Below are 19,026 nucleotides of genomic sequence, written 5' to 3' on the forward strand. Positions count from 1 at the left end.
ATTCTATATTTATTATATCACCCATATTTATCTAATGCAAGCACTTTTATTATGCCTTGTCTTTAAACAATACCAGTCTAGCTGAATTTCCTACAACAAAGACTGAACCTGCATTATGCACCAAAGCACCTGCTACCGGTCCGAGCAGACCCCAAGCCGCCAGCAGCACAGCAGTGAGGTTTATTATTGTTGATAGCATCAGATTAATATTAATAGTTCTTACTGTCTTTCTGCTAAGAGCAAACACAAATGGAAGTTTACTTAAATCATCCTTTAAAAGAGCGACATTAGCCGCTTCAATGGCAGCGTCAATGCCCTTCTGTCCCATGGCAACCCCCACATCTGCGCTGACTAATGCAGGTGCATCATTTATTCCATCCCCTACCATAAGAACCTTATCGCCGTTCTGCTTTAAGCCATTGACCTTATCCAGCTTTTGGTCCGGAAGAAGTTCATAATAGTAATCCTCGATATGCACTTTAGAAGCAATACTTGCAGCTGTATCCTTATTGTCACCTGTCAGGAGCAATATATGCTCAACATATTGGTAAAGCTCTTTAACGATGCTGCCAGCATTTTCTCTTACTGCATCCGATACCTGTATAATGCCAATAATTTCACCCTTGAAATATACATAGCTATTATTTGCCGCTTCAAGTTCAGGCAGATCAAAGCTATTATTATCAGAGGCCTGTCGGATAAAGTTCAAATTGCCTACATGAACCATATCCTTATTTATTCGCCCTTCAACACCTAATCCACGATGATATGAAAACTCGTTAACTTCCAATAATGAGATTTCTCCAGTCTGAGCCCTCTTCACAATTGCATCAGATACCGGATGGGAGGAATGTACCTCAAGACTTGCAGCCAGTTGTAACACTTCATCATCTGTATGTGTGCCAAGTGCAAATATTTTTTCAACCTGCAATTCACCCTTGGTAATAGTACCTGTCTTATCAAAAGCAATGATATTGATTTTATTTACTTTCTCAAAAACATCTGCATCCTTTATAAGTACGCCTTGTCTTGCTGCATTGCCTATAGCTGCAACAATGGCTGTAGGCGTCGCCAATACAAGCGCGCAAGGGCAGAATACAATTAGTATGGTTACTGCTCTGATAATGTCCCCAGTCACAAAGTAAGTTAAAGCTGCAAAGGTCAAACTGCTTGGTACAAGCCAGTTAGCCCATTTGTCTGTAATCCTTACAATCGGTGACTTGGTTGTTTCAGCCTGCTGCACCAGATGTATGATCTTTGAAATAAGTGTATCCTCCGAGGCCTTTGACACTTTTATCTCCAAAGAACCATTCTGGTTCATGGTGCTGGTGTATACTTCGTCACCAACTCCTTTTTCCGCAGGTACAGATTCACCTGTTATGGATGACTGATCCACTGATGAACTGCCGTTTACCACTATCCCGTCAGCAGGAATACTCTCCCCTGGCCTTACAAAAACAATATCGCCTATAGCTATTTCCGAGAGTGGCTTGTTGATATACTCATCCTTTACCTTAACCATTGCTGTGTCTGGTACAAGCTTCCTGAGCTTTGCTACTGCATTTCTCGATTTTGCCACTGTCCAATTTTCCAATAATTCGCCCAGCATCATTATGAATACAACTTCACCTGCTGCAAAATACTCTCCAATTGCCAGGGATGCAATTAATGCGATACTTACCAGAAAACCGACCTTCATATCTCGACCCTTGATAAAGGCTATCATAGCATTTTTTATAATAGGATATCCCCCAAGCACTGCTGCAATAATCGCCACATCGAATTCCACCAATTCCTTGAACCAGCCAAACCAGCTCGCTATAACAAAGAACCCGCACACTGCCGTTAAATAATGCTCCTCATATCTTTTAAGGTGTCCCATAGTATCCCCCCCTGCTTTAGAAAGCTATCCAATGCCTTTTTAAAGCTGAGTAGTTCTCTTTATATCTACTCAACACTATCACAATAATAATACCATATCCAAAGAAGTAGGATAAGATTTAAAAATAAAAGGATATAGCAACATTCCCGTTACTATATCCATAGAATCATAAGTGGTGACCCATAGGGGATTCGAACCCCTGTAGCCGCCGTGAGAGGGCGGTGTCTTAACCGCTTGACCAATGGGCCTTGGTGGTTAACTAGAAACGTTTGAACTTGAATGCTGCTCTGTTAAATACTGAAGCTATACCTTTGGGAAATGCCTCACTGAAATTTAATATATCCAGGAGAAAATGCCGTGTTTCTGAAACACCATCTCTATTGAAGCTGCCATAGCAAGTTGCACAATAGGTATAGATAGTACCCAGGTCTTTCTCCTTGAGTTTTTCCACAAGCTTTTGCGGAATATCCTTATCTCTGCATGCCACTAGGCCGCCCAACCCACAGCATTGTACATCCTGAATCAGATTCAGCCTTGCATCCTTCCCAATTAATTTTGAAATATTGTTTAAAAGCTCCATATCTTTACGGTCCGGACATGGTATAAAAACATTATAGCAGCTGTTAATCCTGTCATTTCTTATTCCTAATTCATAAAGCTTGGAATAGATATCTACAACCTCAACCTCCAATTTATCCTTCAAAAAGTAATAACAATTCGGGCAGACAGTAACCAACTGCCTTACCCCCATCGCAGCCAATCTTTTATTGATTCCGCCTACTATACTTTCCGCTTCTTTGTTCATGCCCAGCTCTGATATCGGCTTGCCGCAGCAGTCAAATACAACCCCTGCATCAAGCTTATCCTTGAGAAGCTCAATTAGTTTTGTAGCAGCATTTGGGAAGAATGAAGGAAAGTTGCAGCCAGGGAACAATACTGTTTCCTTCTTGCCTCCACTGTAATTCTTAAATAGGTAATTTCTTTTTTCCAACAGAACACTTGAGTAAAACTTCCTTTCTAACCTGCGCTCACTATGTCTCTGCTCTCTAAGCTCCAGCACCAGCTTCCTTCCATCTATTCCTGCCGGGCACTTCGAGCTGCAATCTCCACAAAGTAGACATTCATAACACAGATCAGGTTTTTTCTCTTTAAGCTCTGATAAATCAATATCGTTCTTTTTAAGAAATTCACAATTTTCCTTGCAGTTGCCACACTTTATGCAATCCTCAATATCCATGCTTATTCTCCTATATAAAGTATCTATTCTCCATCATACCCAGGTAGTCCAGGCTAAGGTAGTCTTTTATTTTTTTAAAAGTATCATCATTTTTTATCAGCTTATCTTTACTGCTATACTGCACCCACGCCATTGAACACCACGTAATGCCGCGCAGACAGTTAAAAGGCAGATATAATTGCACTTTGTCAAGCAGCTCGTTAAACCGGTCAGCTTCACCAGTCTTTTCAGCATATTTCTTCAGAAACTCTGACTGTTGTTCATTAGTAAGTATTATATCTGTCTTCCAAAAAGTAGTCGTTGGAGCAAGAAAGTGTGCCAAATCCTGTGCAGCCTCCCCAAGTATCGACTTTTCCCAATCAATTAAGCAGCATTTCTCCATATCATCATTAATTATGAAATTTCCCGAATTCACTTCTGTATTTATTATGCAGAGCTTCTTATCCCTGCCCTCCGCCTTGGAGAGTTTGCTTTCAATAATATGAATCAGCCTGCTAATTATGTTTTTTACTTCTTTATCAGCTGTAGAAGAATTTATGTACACTTCTGCCATGGTTTTGCATTCGTCCAGCATCGCCCCCAATGGATTGGATGGTTTGACCAGGAATTCTGCATTTTCAATGCTGCATTTATGTATATCTGCAAAAATTGAGGCTGCCTTGGCCATATCCACATTATAGTCTAATGCGCGTCCTTGCAGGTACTGCATTACAAGCACTCCGAAGGGCAGCATGTCCTTGGCATCGTCCAGATAGTAGGCCTTTGGCGTTCGCTGAGTCCTCTCCAGTGCTTTTAATGCCTTATATTCATACTCTATCTGGTTTTTCAACTTCATCTGGCTTGCTGTGTTTACTCGGAATACAAACTTGTCTCCCGAATCAGGGTGATCAAATGTGTAATTAATGTTATACTCTCCTCTGGCCAGGGGTTCGAGTACCAATCCCATATTGCTTTTTATATTCATCCCTGCCTTGAACCGGTCACTGTTCACATATTTATTCAGCGTTATTTCCATATGCTTTATATTCTCCTTCAGCCTCACACTCCAGCAATCCTGCCTCAATCAGAAACATCCTGGTGTAATTTGGTATCTGACTGAACTTTATTTCATTCATATCAATCATAAACTGCAGATCTTTAAAAGTATCAATGTCGTACCATTCCTTTATAAGTGAATAACTCACACCCAAAGTCCTAATGTGCTGCAGGGTGTTTTCAAACACAGATTTTACACCATAGAAAGTATTATCAAATACTTCATTATAGGCTTTTGTCATGCCAATCAGGTAATATCCCCCATCAAGCGTAGGTCCTATTACTATTTCATTGTCATCCAGCAGCTTTAGAGCAGTGTTGAGCATTTCTTCCGATACCGTAGGAATATCGGTTCCAATAAGCAGACACTTGTCATAGCCCTCACTCAAACACTCCTTGATAGCCTGATGCATTCTATTCCCCAAGCCCCCATCGCACTGCGGTCTTAGTAGAGCTTCACTGCCTAAAATTGCACTAAGCTTATACCTATATTTTTCTGGTGTAAAGTATACAAATACATCTGCATCAACTAATGCAGCAGTTTCATATATATCTTTTAAGAAGCACGTATGCAGCTTAGCACATTGCTCCGGCGTGAAATGAGTCTCCAGCCGTGTTTTAGTTTTGCCAGGCAACGGTACTCTTGTCATCAGTATTAGTGCACTTTTCATCAGTTACCTCACGTCCTTGTATATCTGGTATAATTCCTCTGGGCTTTTACCTAACCAATACAGTATTTTCATTCTATGCATAAAGAGAATAGTACGCAAGATACCCTTCTTCTCAAACCTTCTTGCCGACGTCACAATAGTATTCTTCAGCAGTTTTATCTTGACCGCCTTCCTCAGCCTATTGGAAAACTCCATATCTTCCATAATCGGAATATAGAGAAATCCACCCGTGCTGTGAAATATATCCTTTCTTACGAACATGCCCTGATCACCGAAAATAATGCCAAAAAGCTTTACTCTAAGGTTCGACAAATATGCAATAATTGAAAGCAGCCATTGCTTCTTGTCAAATTTCATAGTGAAGCAACCAGCCGCAAATCCTGATGCTATAGCTTCCTGTACACTCTTTAATGCATTCCTTTCCAGAATGCTGTCACAGTGTAAAAACAGCAGCACATCACCAGTCGCGTGCTCTGCACCCTTATTCATCTGTATGCCTCTGCCTATGTCTGAACTGATTGCAATATAGTTCGACGGTATCAGCTCTTGTGTGCCATCCTTGCTTCCACCGTCTACAAATATTACTTCCTTGTCTCCCTTAAGCTCTTTCAACATCTCCACCAGCTTGCATATGCTTTTTGACTCATTTAAAATTGGGATTATTATTGAAGTCTTCATTTATTCCCCCGACATTATGCATTCAACAGGAATGTTTATAAAAACCTCCTGCCCAATGTTATATTCGCTATTCCCACTCAGAGCAAGTATATTGAGAGGTGTGCCATTAACCAGAACCGAATAATTCATTTTTTCTCCCATGAAAAACTTGCTCTGGATTACCCCCTTAATATAATCAACTGCAGCAATGCTGCTTACACCAATTGATTCAGGCCTCACTGCATATATAATATTCTTATCTATACCTTCATCCGAAAATTCCAAACCAATCTGAGAATAAAACCTGCCACTCCTTCTATACCCTTCAATTAAGTTCAAATCTCCCATAAATCTTGCTACGAATAGGTCCGCTGGTGATTTGTAAACCTCAGCCGGTGTGCCGCACTGTGCCGCAGTGCCATCGTGCAAAACCAATATATTGTCCGAAAGCTGCATTGCCTCTTTTCTATCATGTGTGACCATAATTGTAGTCATTTCAATTTGTTTCTGCAGTCTTTTAATGAATTCACACATTTCGCTTCTCAGATTTGTATCCAAATTGGAAAAGGGTTCATCCATGAGAATTGCTTTAGGTTCAGCCACAAGTGCCCTTGCAATTGCCACCCTTTGCTTTTGGCCCCCTGAGAGTTCATGGGGATATTTGTCCCCCATCCCGCTGAGCTGAACCAACTCAAGGTATTCCAATGCAATACTTCTTTTTTTCTTTTCCTCCATACCCTTCATCTTAAGGCTGAACTCCACATTGTCCCTGGCATTCAGATGAGGAAACAGCAAATAGTCCTGAAAAACCATAGCTATGCTGCGCTTCTGAGTCAGTGTATTTGAAATATCGCATTGTTCCAACGTAATCTTGCCACTATCCTGTTTTATAAGACCTGCAATTATCTTTAGCAAAGTAGTCTTTCCGCAGCCTGATTCCCCCAGAATGCTTAGAAACTCCCCTTTATTAACCTGAAAGCTTATCTTGTCCAGTATTTTTTTGTTATTATAGCTTTTTTCAATTGCTTCAACGGCTAAATAATACATATTTCTCACCTACAAATTTATATAATAATCATTTTTGTTATTTCCGCTCAAATATCTTTCTATTAAAAACGTTGCAATCATTGCTGTTAAGATAAAAACCATACTGTATACCGAAACCTCAGACCTGTTCCCGCTTTGCATAACCGGAAACAAGAGTATCGGAAGAGTCTTTATCGTACCTCCCCCAATTAGAAAAGTCAGCAGGTACTGGCTGAAGGATACAATAAATACAAGCACAGCAGATAAAGACAACGCCGGTTTCATATTTGGCAAATATATATGCAATATAACATCAAAGGTGTTTGCCCCGAGTATCTTTGCCTGCTCACCCAGCCCCCTGCCCAGAAGATCAAAATTGGAGGTAAGTATTTTAATTGCATAAGGCACAGTAGGTATCAGCTGACACAATACAACCCCAATAAAGGTATCAGTGAGTCCCCATTTGAGATAGACAAGATGAAGCCCTATCGAAATGCTTATGGAAGGGATTATTAGCGGCATAAGGAGCATTATCCAAATAAAAGTTCTTCCCTTAAAAGCATATTGTGATATAGCAAATGCAGCAGGCAGGCTGACAGCCATTGCTAAAAGCGTTACTGAAATAGAAATACCCAAGCTGATTGCCAGTGAAAGAATAAATTCCTTTTGCCCCAATATCTGCTGCCAAGTATTCAACGAAAGCTGCTGGGGTAAAATATTAGGCCACTGAAGCCTTTGAGTCAGAGACCATAAAAACAAGAATATCAACGGGATTGTTATGCATGCTCCCATAATAAACAATATTGTCTTTTTCATAACCGCTCCAATATGTATTTAAATTATATTCTTCATATCAGCCATAGCTTTTACTGCTTTGCTGTATGCATATAAAGCCAATAAGCATATAACCGTTATAAGAATATTCACAGCCATCGTTTCCGGCCTATTCTTCAGATCTGGAGATAAATAACTTATATATCCCAGTACAGGCAATGCCTTTGGATATGATGGGCCAATCAGAAAAGGCACTTCAAATGCTCCAAAGTTAAAAGCGAATAGTATTGAGAAAGTAGATAGGATAGATGGCAAGGTAAGGGGCACAAGTACGTTCATAATATACTGCAGTTCGCTGGCGCCAAGATTGTAGGCTGAATCGTAAAACTTAGCGCCTATTGTTTTCATTGTTGCATATAGTACTAAAGCTGCGAAAGGAACTTCCTTCCACACATAAGTTATGATTATCCCCATGCCCATGCTGTCAAAGACCATTTGCGGAAATGCTTCCTGACCGTGCAGCAGTCCCATAGTCCCCATTACTCTTGACAGACCACCGCTCTGTGAAAACATGAGGAAAACTAAAAATGCCGCAGTGAAATGGGGTATGAGCAGAGGAAGTCTCACCAGCTTTTGCACCAGTGCCTCTTCCTTTGTCTTTGAAAGTGCGTAGGCAGCAATAAACCCAAGTATTATAGTTAACACTGTCGATATCACAGCTGTCTGCATACTGAAAATCAGCGAATCCAGAAAAGTCCTATCTTTCAATACAGAGAAAAAATATTTCAAAGTAATACTGTTCAATCCAAGGGCAGGAATATACCCAAGGCTTTGTACTACTAATATGAAAATTGAAAGCAGCATCGGCAGTACAAACAACACCGCCAAAGGAGCCAATAAAATATACGGCATCAATTTATCTTTGAACATATAGGTTATTTCTTCTCCCCTGCAATATTTTTCATCCATAACTCTTCTATCTCAGGCACATGCTTTGAAGGAATCTCTGGCGCCCTGTGTTCTGCAAGCTCCTGCTGATCCATAGCCGCACTTCCCAGATCAAGTTCTGAGAGCTTTGCTTTTTCATCTTTGCTTAGACTTGTGGGGTCAAAGACCGGCAAATCGCCCCAGTTCTGAGGCTCCAACTTGGATAGCTGTGCATCGAAGCTTTCAAGAAAATTCGCGACAACCAAAGCACCAGCCTTATTTCCGGCATTTTGTGGTACTGCTAAAAAGTGTGTATTGCTTATAGTTCCTTCTTCCAGCACAAAGGTTTTTGTATCTTTGGGGAATACTCCCTCTATAACATCTCCAGAAGGCTTTAAAGGCATATATGTCATCGTCATCAAGACTTCACCATCAGCAAACATGCTGTCCAACTGGCCAATAGTCGAGGGGTAGGTATTACCCTCTCTCCACAAATACGGTTTGACGCTATTTAGAAAATCCCATGCAGGCTGCAGGCTGCCTTTGATTTCCTTGTCGTCTATGCTCATATATTGCTGATACCCGCCAGTTGTCATGTACATAATATTTCTTACAAAAGCACTTCCGGTGAAATCCGGCGGAGCAGGGTAGGTAAACTTGCCCGGGTTCTGTTTTACAAACTCCACCAGCTCATTCAGATTCTTAGGTGGATTTTTCACCTTGCCGCTGTCATACACCAATACCAGCTGCGCCCTTCCATAAGGCACCTCATAACCCTCTGTAGGATAGCCGAAATCCAAAGTGTTGTCTGGTGTATTTGGATTTACATATTTATTGAAATTAGGAAGCTTTGTGGCAAAAGGTCCATACAACATTCCATTTTCCTTTGCTGCATAGAAGTTTTCCCCATTTATCCAAAGCAAATCTATGCTTCCTTTTTCCTTGCCGGCCTGCTTCTCGCTTGCCAGCTTGTTCATGAAATCTTCTGCATTCATCGGAACTCTATTGATTTTAATCCCGTAATTTCTTTCTACGTTTTCAGCAGCATAGCTATCTATCCAGTTATTTATTCTTGTGTCTCCGCCCCACATATAGAAGTTCACAGCAGTACCCTCAGCAGCTTTGGTTATTTCATCCCAAGACATATCGTCCAGATCTGCTGAACCAACATTTGTCTTATTAGAACAACCAGCTGTGCTAAATAAAGAAAGTAATGCGATAATTGCCATATATAGTATAATACTCTTTTTCATCTAATACCCCCACTAACTGGTCTTCTTTTGCCTCTCATTCAGAGCCAAGGCAACAGTTCCCAATAGTAAAACGGTCACAATGATTGCATTTATTATAGAAAAGCTGATCCCCGTTGCCTTTATACCTTCCCTCACAATAGCGGCAGGTACAATTGCAAGCCGGTCAAAACCTAGAACTATAAATGCTGCAATTGAACACACAATTAAATTGACCACCGTAGATTTGAGATTTAGCCTATCTACAAACTTATATTCATGCCTTAAAGCCCCGATTACTAAAACTAAAAGAAACACTAAAGCCATGAGCAGCGGTATTATATACCCGATATTCATCCTCATTTCCAGCCAGGTGTTTTGAAATGCCATCACTGCTGCAAGCATCCCCCATATAAAACTGTTATAAAGCAGCTTCACAATCCTCATCAACAACTTGATAAGCCTCCCAGTAAAATCAATATAGGTACGAGATTTACTCCCGCACCTGATGCTTTTTAGCGCTGAAAATTCCAGTCTTCCGATTACTCGGCCAATCTGAAAATAACTGTAACTGTTGTTCCATCCTTCGGCAATACATCTTTGTTGCTTGTGAACTTCACTGTATCTGACTCGCCGAATGCATAGCTTGAGTTACTTGTTATACCCACTGGGCAGCTGTCAAGACATAAGATGCAGCCGGTGTTTTTAGACTTTGCATTTTCGATGTTTCCGCCAAATCTGATATCCATTGGTCTTGGGTCACTGGAAATAATAATATCATTGAAAGGAATCTCCTTGCCAAGGCCTTCCCAAGTAACAAATACATTAAGCTTTGTTCCTTCGATTTTTACGCCCTTTCCTTTGTCATCCAATTTAACGTTATTTGCGCCCTTAGCTCCAATAGATGCCAATGCATCATTGAAATCCTTTTCACTTCCTATTGCTCTCAATACTGACTTCTCACCATTTGAACCATCCTTGAACACTACTCCGTGCCTGGTTGCTTCTGTAAAATACTTTCCATTAACTGTTGTCAGAAGGCTAACTTCCTTCTTGTCCTTATCTACAACCATTGCCTCGCTGCTTGCGGGTGCTGCCGGCTTTCCAGTACAACCCGCTACCAGAGCTAACACTAATAAAATACATAAAGAAATTGATAATACCTTTTTCATTTTTGTTTCTCCCCCTTGCTCTTGTTGTTTAATATTGCAATAAATGCTGCTTTACCAGCATTTACAACATACTATAATAAAACGTTTTCATTAGGCTCTACATTTGCCTCATTAATGGCCTTTCCCTGTATACCTCGAAGTGTGATCTTTTTCTTTGCATAGTAGGATATTATAGACAGCGCAAGCAATGCGAAGATTGAACAAATGAATTTCCATGAGTAAATGTCAACTGCCTTATCTCCCAGATTCGTATATACCAAAACCCCGGGGATGATACCCAAAACTGTAGCTGTTATAAAATCTCTATATCTTATCTTTGACAATCCTGCACCATAGCTAATAATATCAAAAGGTATCAACGGTATGAATCTTAAAACAAGTATAAGAAGAAAGCCCCGCTTTTCTACTCCGTCCTCAAACCATTGAGCTTTATGCTTTATCAGTCTTTCAACCACATCTCTGCCAAAGTTCCTTGAAATGTAAAAGGATAACGTACCTCCAAATGCTGCGCCAATTATCGTATATATCGTACCCCAATACAGACCGAATACCACTCCCCCTGCTATTGCCAGTATGGAGTCAGGAAACAGTGTTAATGGAATCAACGTAAACATAAGAATATATATGACAGATGCAAACACCCCAAATGAGAGAATGTAACTTTTTACACCTTCCAATGTAGTATTTTTATATAACCCACATATATTGCAGAGTAATAGTAATGCAGCCAGAACCAAAAATATAATAATTAGCTTCTTATTTTTCATACCATCACTTCTCGCAATTACTAGTCTGCTAAACATAAACAGCCATTAATAAGATATCATAAAACAAATGTTCAAAGTACACATATAGATATTTATTATCTTCCGCTATGTCTTCATTGATTTTATCTATTCGAAGCATGTGCCGTAATATGCTATAATTGCAGCGTTGTATTATATAATACTATGTAGGGGGTATGATTGTCTTATGGATAAGAATAGAATAAATCTTATGATAAAAGTCGGGGTATTGGCAGCTTGTATTCTGGCATACTTGTTTGTTAAACCCTTGAATACTGCGATAAATCAGGCATTTTTCATGCTTAGGATGGTAAACGTTGATGCTATAAAGGAATATATCTTATCCTTTGGGATATGGGCTCCGATTATTTCTTTCTTGTTGATGGTTTTCCAATCACTAGTTGCACCGCTGCCAGCGTTTGTGATCACATTTGCAAATGCAGGCTTGTTCGGATGGTGGAAAGGTGCGATTTTATCTTGGTCCAGCGCAATGGTTGGTGCAATTCTGTGCTTTTGCATAGCAAAGTTTTATGGTCGTAATGTTGTTGAAAAGCTCACAAGCAAATACGCCTTGGAAAGTGTGGATGCCTTCTTTGATAAGTACGGGAAATATGCAATACTTATTGCCAGATTGCTGCCTTTTATATCCTTTGATATAGTCAGTTATGCAGCAGGCCTGACCTCAATGAGCTTCTGGTCATTCTTCTGGGCAACAGGACTTGGACAGCTGCCGGCGACAATCGTATATTCCTATGTAGGCGGTATGCTGGTAGGAAGCGTCAAGACCTTTGTAATGGGGCTCCTAATGCTCTTCGCATTGAGCATCCTGGTATTCATGATTAAGCAAATATGGCAAGAGAAAAATAAACTACAAGTAAAAGTGAATAAATAATAATAAAAGCGAGGCAGTTCACACAGTGAACTGCCTCGCTTTTATTATTACTGCTGTTGTTGCGTTTTATTCGTTGCATTCCGCCATTTTAGCACATTCAGAAACGCCTTTATCCATCGCTTTGGCACAAGCAGCAACTGACTTGCCGCCTTTTTCCGTTGCCATGACAGATACTGCATTATCAGCAAATACTGATATTGAGGTAGCGGTCATAATCATAACTGCCAAGGATACTGCAATCAGCTTCTTCATAGTTAATACCTCCAATACATTGTGTTTATTTTGCTTCCTATATATCTATGCTAAACGGAGGGTACCATTTATCATAGATTCATTATAATTCAATAATATGGAGGTTTTATGAAGAAAACATTACATCTTTCTTGTATAATCTGTAATAGAAAAATGGTTTTACTTCAGTATCCCCTGAGTTTTGAATCATTTTTGTTTCCAGTTTTGAGAAACCACCTTTCTCTACTACTCTCTGAGAAGGAAAATTATCAAGCTCTACAATAGCAATTAGATATTCAATTTCTGTATTATTGAAAACCCATTCAGTCATAGCTTTTGCAGCTTCACTAATGAAACCTTGGTTACAATATTCCTCTGAAATATAATATGCAATTTCAATTTCGTTATCTACTTCTTCTTTTGGCCCGATTCCAACAAGCCCAATGATTTTACCATCTGTCTTGAGTGATACAGCTAACATGATTCTAATACTCCGAGGATCAGGAACTAAATAACACTTCTCAAACCATTTTATCCCTTCTTTTAGATTTTCTACCGAAACTCCCCAGTCTGGCATCCATTTTAGAACATATTCCTGATTACATATATTGTGGAGCTCGTTAGTATCTGCCTGCTTGAACTGTCTCAAATTAAGCCTCGCTGTTTCAATTTGTATCGTCATTAATATCCCTCTTCTCATAGTCTTAAGCTGCCATTTCTTATCTCTATTACTTCTCCAATAAAGCTTACTTCATCTCCATTTACTGCTATTCCATCACAATCACTGCAACAATATATTCTTGTATCTCTTTGGCAACCCAGCCACATCAATACTTTTTGACATCAATATGCTGCCTGCACTGACTCCAATCAACACACCACCGTTTAGAACGCATCAACAAATGCCAGTAATTAACCTGCACTAAAAACTCTATTTCAATCTCTTATAATATACTAGCTCTGGATCGCCCTCATCCAACCCCTCAATATATCCACAGCTTACATAACCACAACTAGACAATAACCCCTGCATTGCTAGGTTTGATTTGTTTGTTGAAGTAAAGACTTTCTCTGTAGTACATACTTTCTCAACATGTTCAAGAAGGTGAGTGCCGACCTTCAGCCTTCTGTAAGAGTTATCAACAACCAATAAGCCTATAAATCCATTTTCATAAAAAGTATAGTTCAATATAATAAACCCGACAATCTTATCTTCTGCTATAGCCTTATAACACTCGTTTCTCAGTATTGACTCCGCAATAAACTTCCCTCTTGTTCTAAATCCATAAATAGACTCGTCAATATCCAGGATAGTATTAAATTCATCTATATTTGCTTGGCATACTATAATGGACTTCTCCATCTTTTCCATATAATCACTTCCTCAAAAACTAAGATGATATGTACAATTCATGAAAGCTAGTCAATTATTGTTTATTCTTGCCTTATATTTCGCAGGTTTCATTCCATATTATACCACATACTTGCATATATGGTAAAAAGCGTGGATGGCTAAATAGAAAACAGGATGTAGATTTATAATCTACATCCCAGCTATTCTGTGTCCTTAAAAAGAATAGTATCTGACATTAGGAGAATCTAAAGTTTATCTATGTCGCTTTTTGATCCGATAACTACCAAAATGTCATTGTTATTAACAATATAATCAGCTGTAGGTGACACATTTATCTTATTTCCGTTTTTTATTGCAATGATATTAATGCCATGCTTCACTCTAACATTCAATTCTTTCAATGTCTTGCCCTCCCAACGCTTAGGCGGGTTTATTTCTATAATTGTATAATCCGGCGATAACTCAATATAGTCAATTATATTGGTAGAGACCAGATTATGCGCAGCTCTTACACCCATATCCAGCTCAGGGAATACTACCCTATCAGCTCCCAGCTTAGTCAATACTCTTGCATGCAGTTCATTTTGAGCTTTGGCAAGTATATACTTTATCCCCATCTCCTTAAGCATCTGTGTCACAAGAATACTAGACTCCAGGTTTCTGCCGGTAGAAACGACTGCCGCATCGAAGTTCTTTATCCCCGCCGCTTTTAAGACATTTTCATCAGTCACATCTCCAACTATGGCATATGTAATATGGTTAGATATACTCTGTATCAAACCCTCATTTTCATCTATCGCCAGTACTTCGTGCCCTAATTCATAGAGGGTCTTTGCCACGCTTTGTCCAAACCTGCCAAGACCCAGTATCACAAATGACTGCATAGAAATCCTCCTGCTTACCCTACCATTACTTTTGCTTCGGGATATTTAAGCCTTACCTCTGATTTTTGCATTCTCACAGTAACTGCCATAACCATGGTTAGAACACCCACTCTTCCCAGAAACATTGTAATAATCAGTGCTGCCTTGCCTACACTGCTGAGTATCGGGGTGATCCCCAGGGATAATCCTACAGTTCCGAATGCGGAAGTCGCTTCAAACAAATACTCTGTCAATGTTGCCTTCTCAGAAATGGATAATACAAGTGTTGTGCTAATAACAACAACAAGACCTAATACGAAAACAGCCAGAGATCTAAGTATAATATCAATCTCCACTCTCTTTCTAAATATATTAACTTCTCTGCGCCCTCGCAGAACTGAAATTACAGAAAACAAAAGTACACCTGCAGTAGCAGTCTTAATCCCACCGGCTGTTGATCCTGGTGATCCGCCTATAAACATAAGAACAATAGTCATCAGCTTTGAAGCATTAGTCAAATCAGGCAGGGATAAGGTGTTAAAGCCTGCTGTCCTTGGAGATACCGACTGAAACATTGATGCCAGTATTTTTCCTTTGAAGCTGAGAGGCTGCAAAGTTTTAGCGTTTGAATACTCCATCGCCAGAAAAAATATGAATCCGAAGATTAACAATATGGCTGTCACCACTAGAACCAATTTAGTATGCAGTCTTAGCCCATAAAAGTTCCTAGTTTTGTATACGTCCTCCCAAACAGCGAAGCCCAATCCCCCTATAATAATTAATGACATAATCGTAATGTTTACCATAGGATCCTCCACGTAGGACGTAAGGCTGGAAAACTGCCCGTAATCTCCCATAAGATCGAAGCCTGCATTACAGAATGCTGAAATCGAATGAAATATTCCTCTGTAGATACCGTTTTTTAATCCAAACTGGCCCACAAACCTTATAGACAGGATAATTGCTCCTAAGCCTTCAAAGATAAGGGTACCTAATAGAATATCTTTGATAAGCTTAACCATACCTTGGGGGCTATTCTGGTTTAAGGACTCCGCAATAAGTAATCTCTCTTTGAAAGAAATTCTGCGCCCTATCACCAGTGAAAACAGTGTTGCTAAAGTCATGAAGCCCAAACCGCCCACTTGTATAAGCGTGAGAATAACTATTTGTCCAAAGACAGACCAGTGTATATAGGTATCCACAACTACCAGTCCTGTAACACATACTGCCGATGTTGCTGTAAAAAGTGCATTGATAAAACCTATACTGTGTCCATCCTTTGATGAAATGGGGAGATTCAGCAATATGCTTCCAACAACTATAATTGCGGCAAATCCTATAACGATTGCTTGTGTTTGATTTATCTTAAAAAGTCTCATTACTTTTCACTATCCAAGTTAACAAGATTAAGTGCAGCAAATGCACTGTTAATAGCAATATCTATACCCACTTGTTCAAACTTCTTGGCATATTTAGGGTTATTTACCTTTGTTATTGTCTTTTTATTACTAAAATTGTTCTTTATATATAAACAAGATTCGAGGTTATCGAGATCATTATCCATTAGAGCTATGAATACATCCGACTCTGAGACACTGGGCTGTGAAAGGACATCTGCGTCTGAACCTGCACCTGAGATAGTTTTTACCCCAAGTTCTTTAAACCTTTTCATATTAGCTCCACTTTCCTGCCTGATAATATTTACTCTATGATTAAATAACAGGAGAATTCTCGCTAGAGCAAAGCCTAGTTCGCCTCCTTCAATAATTGTCACTACCATTTGAAGTCCCCCCCACCATTTAACTATTAAATATTAGATAAGTCTTATAAAACCTGTCTGAGCTTTCCTTATTCCCCATACCTTGGTATGCCATGCTAATAAGGTAGTAAACTTCAGGATTATCAATTTCCTTTGAAATAATTGTTTTGAGCATACTAAGAGCATCAGTAAAAGCACCTATACGAATTAATTCTCTCGATTGTTTAAGTACACATTCTGTTTGCCCTAATATACTGTTATCTTCAAGCTGATTCGTTAATTCACTCAATACTGCTTTGATTTTCTCAGCAGTGAACGGCTTTTGAATATAAGTAACCGCTCCCAGCTTTGTGCATTCTACAGCATTCTTAACAGTCGCATATGCAGTTATAATAATAACCGGTGTTTCTATCCCCATTTCCCTGATGCTTTTTAAAACCTCCGTACCACTCAGCTTCGACATCTTTATATCCAGAAACGCAAGATCGTACTTACTCTTTCCAAACATTTTCAAAGCCTCTTGTCCGTCACTGGCGGTTTCCACCTGATAGCCTTCATGTTCCAGACACTTAGTTAAAAGCATTCGGATATTTTTTGTATCATCAATAATCAAAATTCTTTTCACTTGGTACCTCCAAAAAACTTAATGGTAAGGTGAATGTAAATGTACTGCCGGTATCTAATTCACTTTCACACCATATTTCCCCCCCATGGGTATTGATTATCTCTTTAACAACAGCCAACCCCAGACCTGTTCCGCGGGCTTCCAGATCCTGCTCCTTTACCTGAACATACTTGTCAAAAATTTTCTCACGGAACTCTTCAGGAATGCCAATCCCGGTGTCTGTTACCGAAACATTCATCTTTTCGTTTTTTATAAAAGCATTAATAATTATTTCATCGCCCGTATCGGTATATTTTAGTGCATTACTTATAAGATTGTTGAGAACCCAGGTAATCCTCTCATAGTCGGCAATAACCTTTGGCATATTCTCTTCAAAGCCAGTATTGATGCTTACATTTTTATGCGCTGCTTGTATTGCAAACTGCTTTACTGAATTATTTATAATAGCATCGATTGCGTATGGTTCTATATTAAAAACTGAACTGCCTGACTCAATTTTCGATAATTCAAGAAGGTCGTTGACAAGCTTTGTAAGCCGTTCACCATCTTCCTTTATGGTACTTAATACATCTTGCTGGTCCTCGTTTAAAATACCCATACTCCCATCAAGTACCATACTTGTCCCCATCATAATTGATGTCAGCGGCGTTTTAAACTCGTGGGATATTGTCGAAACAAAGTCTGTTCTGGCTTTTTCAAGCTGTTTTAATTGTGTTACATCCTTCAGAAGTATAATTAGACCCGTAACCTTGGACTCCATGCCCTTTATCATGGTTACTATTACATTAAAATAGAATTCTTCTTCTTGCTCTATTTTAATAATCTTATCATTCATTTCCACCTTGTCCTCAAAGGCATTTGAAATTATCTCGAAGATTTCTTCATTTCTTATTGCTTCTAGGAAATGCTTTTTAAGTACCTTTTCTTCTTCTATTCCAAAAAATATTTCGCAAGTATCGTTCAATAGCAAAATCCTATAAGACGTATCAAGTACAATTAATGGATCAGGTATGCTTTTAACTATGGCCAACGACTTGTTTTTTTCTGTCATAAGCTTACCTATCGCACTCTGGTCATATTGGTGAAGTCTTTTCGTCATTTTGTTGAACTCTATGGAAAGGTCTCCTATTTCATCTTCGGCAACAATGTTGATTTGTTGATTCCAATTTCCCGCCTTCACTGATTTTACTATTTTAGTCAATGTGTCCAACGGTTTCATAAATCTATTAGTGAAGTGTATCGATAGCATGAGACCTCCTATAACAGCTAAGGTTGAAAGCATAAGTATTACATACATGGACTCATGAGCACTTTTGGTAGCATCATCCTTTGCAGTAAACATGCCCACCTCATTTAAATGTATAAGCCTGCGCAGCTCGCTTTTGATTTTTACAAACTGTGGCATCATTTCAGTATCATAAAAATAGGCAGACTTATTTGCTCCTTCCGTATTCCTGATTTCCTGCAGCTTGGAAAAGAGCATCGAATAATCCACGTACTCTTTGTTAACATCATCCAACAACTCTTTTTCCCCTGGCTCGGTAATATTATTGCTCTCTGTCATAAACCACTTCATAAATTCATTGCTGTTTTGAGTAAATAGCTCAATACCTTTCTCTATATCAACATTAATATAAATCAAGGCAGCACTGTCTTGACGCTCAAACGCCTCCAGCATATAGGATATTGCACTTATACTTCTGTAGTTGTCTACCATTAATCCATCAATAGACTTACTCAATCTATATAAATTCCATACAGATGCCGACCCTATCACAGTTATCATAATCACTAGACAGATATAAACCAGCGTAATTTTTCCTTTAAGTGTTTTTACCATAGCTATTCTCCTCATCCATAATAAATGGATTCATAATAAGTATAGGCTAGAAAGCCTATACAATCAA

Annotated in this window: 21 protein-coding genes and 1 tRNA gene; 1 reads left to right on the forward strand and 21 read right to left on the reverse strand. The window is 39.2% G+C overall.

Annotated elements, in window-relative coordinates; all coding sequences use genetic code 11:
- Positions 1 to 49 precede the first annotated feature (49 nt).
- The 13 genes from VEB00_16600 to VEB00_16660 form a co-directional block, all read right to left on the reverse strand.
- Complete coding sequence (locus VEB00_16600) at positions 50 to 1,882, reverse strand: cation-translocating P-type ATPase (GenBank protein HYF84624.1); 1,833 nt, start codon at positions 1,880 to 1,882, stop codon at positions 50 to 52.
- A 173-nt stretch (positions 1,883 to 2,055) separates the two neighbouring features.
- Positions 2,056 to 2,130 (reverse strand) — tRNA-Glu (locus VEB00_16605).
- A gap of 11 nt (positions 2,131 to 2,141) precedes the next feature.
- Complete coding sequence (locus VEB00_16610) at positions 2,142 to 3,119, reverse strand: (Fe-S)-binding protein (protein ID HYF84625.1); 978 nt, start codon at positions 3,117 to 3,119, stop codon at positions 2,142 to 2,144.
- Between the two features lie 10 nt (positions 3,120 to 3,129).
- A complete protein-coding gene (locus VEB00_16615; GenBank protein ID HYF84626.1) occupies positions 3,130 to 4,134 on the reverse strand; it encodes a phosphotransferase in 1,005 nt (334 codons plus the stop codon).
- The gene (locus tag VEB00_16620) at positions 4,115 to 4,825 is read right to left on the reverse strand and encodes a TIGR04282 family arsenosugar biosynthesis glycosyltransferase (GenBank protein ID HYF84627.1); all 711 of its coding nucleotides are present in this window, start codon (positions 4,823 to 4,825) and stop codon (positions 4,115 to 4,117) included. Before VEB00_16620 ends, VEB00_16615 begins: the two co-directional genes overlap by 20 nt.
- Positions 4,826 to 4,828: 3 nt before the next feature.
- Positions 4,829 to 5,503: a TIGR04283 family arsenosugar biosynthesis glycosyltransferase gene (locus VEB00_16625; protein ID HYF84628.1), complete on the reverse strand. Its 675-nt coding sequence runs from the start codon at positions 5,501 to 5,503 to the stop codon at positions 4,829 to 4,831.
- On the reverse strand, positions 5,504 to 6,529 hold the full coding sequence (locus tag VEB00_16630; protein ID HYF84629.1) for an ABC transporter ATP-binding protein: 1,026 nt from the start codon (positions 6,527 to 6,529) through the stop codon (positions 5,504 to 5,506).
- Positions 6,530 to 6,538: 9 nt separating this feature from the next.
- On the reverse strand, positions 6,539 to 7,324 hold the full coding sequence (locus tag VEB00_16635; protein HYF84630.1) for an ABC transporter permease subunit: 786 nt from the start codon (positions 7,322 to 7,324) through the stop codon (positions 6,539 to 6,541).
- A gap of 18 nt (positions 7,325 to 7,342) precedes the next feature.
- On the reverse strand, positions 7,343 to 8,251 hold the full coding sequence (locus VEB00_16640; protein HYF84631.1) for an ABC transporter permease subunit: 909 nt from the start codon (positions 8,249 to 8,251) through the stop codon (positions 7,343 to 7,345).
- Positions 8,218 to 9,462 (reverse strand): ABC transporter substrate-binding protein, encoded by a 1,245-nt coding sequence (locus VEB00_16645; protein HYF84632.1) that lies wholly within the window; start codon positions 9,460 to 9,462, stop codon positions 8,218 to 8,220. Before VEB00_16645 ends, VEB00_16640 begins: the two co-directional genes overlap by 34 nt.
- 12 nt (positions 9,463 to 9,474) lie before the next feature.
- Positions 9,475 to 9,891 carry a hypothetical protein gene (locus tag VEB00_16650; protein ID HYF84633.1) on the reverse strand — a complete coding sequence of 139 codons (417 nt, stop codon included), beginning with the start codon at positions 9,889 to 9,891 and terminating at the stop codon, positions 9,475 to 9,477.
- Positions 9,892 to 9,980: 89 nt separating this feature from the next.
- On the reverse strand, positions 9,981 to 10,610 hold the full coding sequence (locus VEB00_16655) for a YdjY domain-containing protein (GenBank protein HYF84634.1): 630 nt from the start codon (positions 10,608 to 10,610) through the stop codon (positions 9,981 to 9,983).
- A 71-nt stretch (positions 10,611 to 10,681) separates the two neighbouring features.
- Positions 10,682 to 11,377, reverse strand: a complete 696-nt coding sequence (locus tag VEB00_16660) for a TVP38/TMEM64 family protein (GenBank protein ID HYF84635.1) — start codon at positions 11,375 to 11,377, stop codon at positions 10,682 to 10,684.
- A gap of 229 nt (positions 11,378 to 11,606) precedes the next feature.
- On the opposite strand from VEB00_16660, the gene VEB00_16665 reads away from it, so the two are divergent.
- Positions 11,607 to 12,287, forward strand: coding sequence for a TVP38/TMEM64 family protein (locus VEB00_16665; GenBank protein ID HYF84636.1), 681 nt, complete (start codon positions 11,607 to 11,609; stop codon positions 12,285 to 12,287).
- A 66-nt stretch (positions 12,288 to 12,353) separates the two neighbouring features.
- On the opposite strand, the gene VEB00_16670 is transcribed toward VEB00_16665, so the two are convergent.
- From VEB00_16670 to VEB00_16705, 8 genes are all read right to left on the reverse strand, one after another.
- Positions 12,354 to 12,539 carry a hypothetical protein gene (locus tag VEB00_16670; protein HYF84637.1) on the reverse strand — a complete coding sequence of 62 codons (186 nt, stop codon included), beginning with the start codon at positions 12,537 to 12,539 and terminating at the stop codon, positions 12,354 to 12,356.
- A gap of 106 nt (positions 12,540 to 12,645) precedes the next feature.
- Positions 12,646 to 13,200 (reverse strand): GNAT family N-acetyltransferase, encoded by a 555-nt coding sequence (locus VEB00_16675; protein HYF84638.1) that lies wholly within the window; start codon positions 13,198 to 13,200, stop codon positions 12,646 to 12,648.
- Positions 13,201 to 13,449: 249 nt separating this feature from the next.
- Entirely contained in the window at positions 13,450 to 13,890 is a 441-nt protein-coding gene (locus VEB00_16680) for a GNAT family N-acetyltransferase (protein ID HYF84639.1), read from the reverse strand.
- Between the two features lie 227 nt (positions 13,891 to 14,117).
- Positions 14,118 to 14,762 carry a TrkA family potassium uptake protein gene (locus VEB00_16685; protein ID HYF84640.1) on the reverse strand — a complete coding sequence of 215 codons (645 nt, stop codon included), beginning with the start codon at positions 14,760 to 14,762 and terminating at the stop codon, positions 14,118 to 14,120.
- 8 nt (positions 14,763 to 14,770) lie between these two features.
- Entirely contained in the window at positions 14,771 to 16,114 is a 1,344-nt protein-coding gene (locus tag VEB00_16690; protein ID HYF84641.1) for a TrkH family potassium uptake protein, read from the reverse strand.
- Positions 16,114 to 16,515 (reverse strand): NAD-binding protein, encoded by a 402-nt coding sequence (locus VEB00_16695; protein ID HYF84642.1) that lies wholly within the window; start codon positions 16,513 to 16,515, stop codon positions 16,114 to 16,116. The genes VEB00_16690 and VEB00_16695 overlap by 1 nt, the downstream gene beginning before the upstream one ends.
- Positions 16,516 to 16,534: 19 nt before the next feature.
- Positions 16,535 to 17,119, reverse strand: coding sequence for a response regulator (locus VEB00_16700; GenBank protein HYF84643.1), 585 nt, complete (start codon positions 17,117 to 17,119; stop codon positions 16,535 to 16,537).
- Entirely contained in the window at positions 17,097 to 18,959 is a 1,863-nt protein-coding gene (locus VEB00_16705) for an ATP-binding protein (protein HYF84644.1), read from the reverse strand. The genes VEB00_16700 and VEB00_16705 overlap by 23 nt, the downstream gene beginning before the upstream one ends.
- Between the last annotated feature and the right edge of the window lie 67 nt (positions 18,960 to 19,026).

The organism is Clostridia bacterium, assembly GCA_035628995.1.
Classification (GTDB): Bacteria; Bacillota; Clostridia; order Lutisporales; family Lutisporaceae; genus BRH-c25.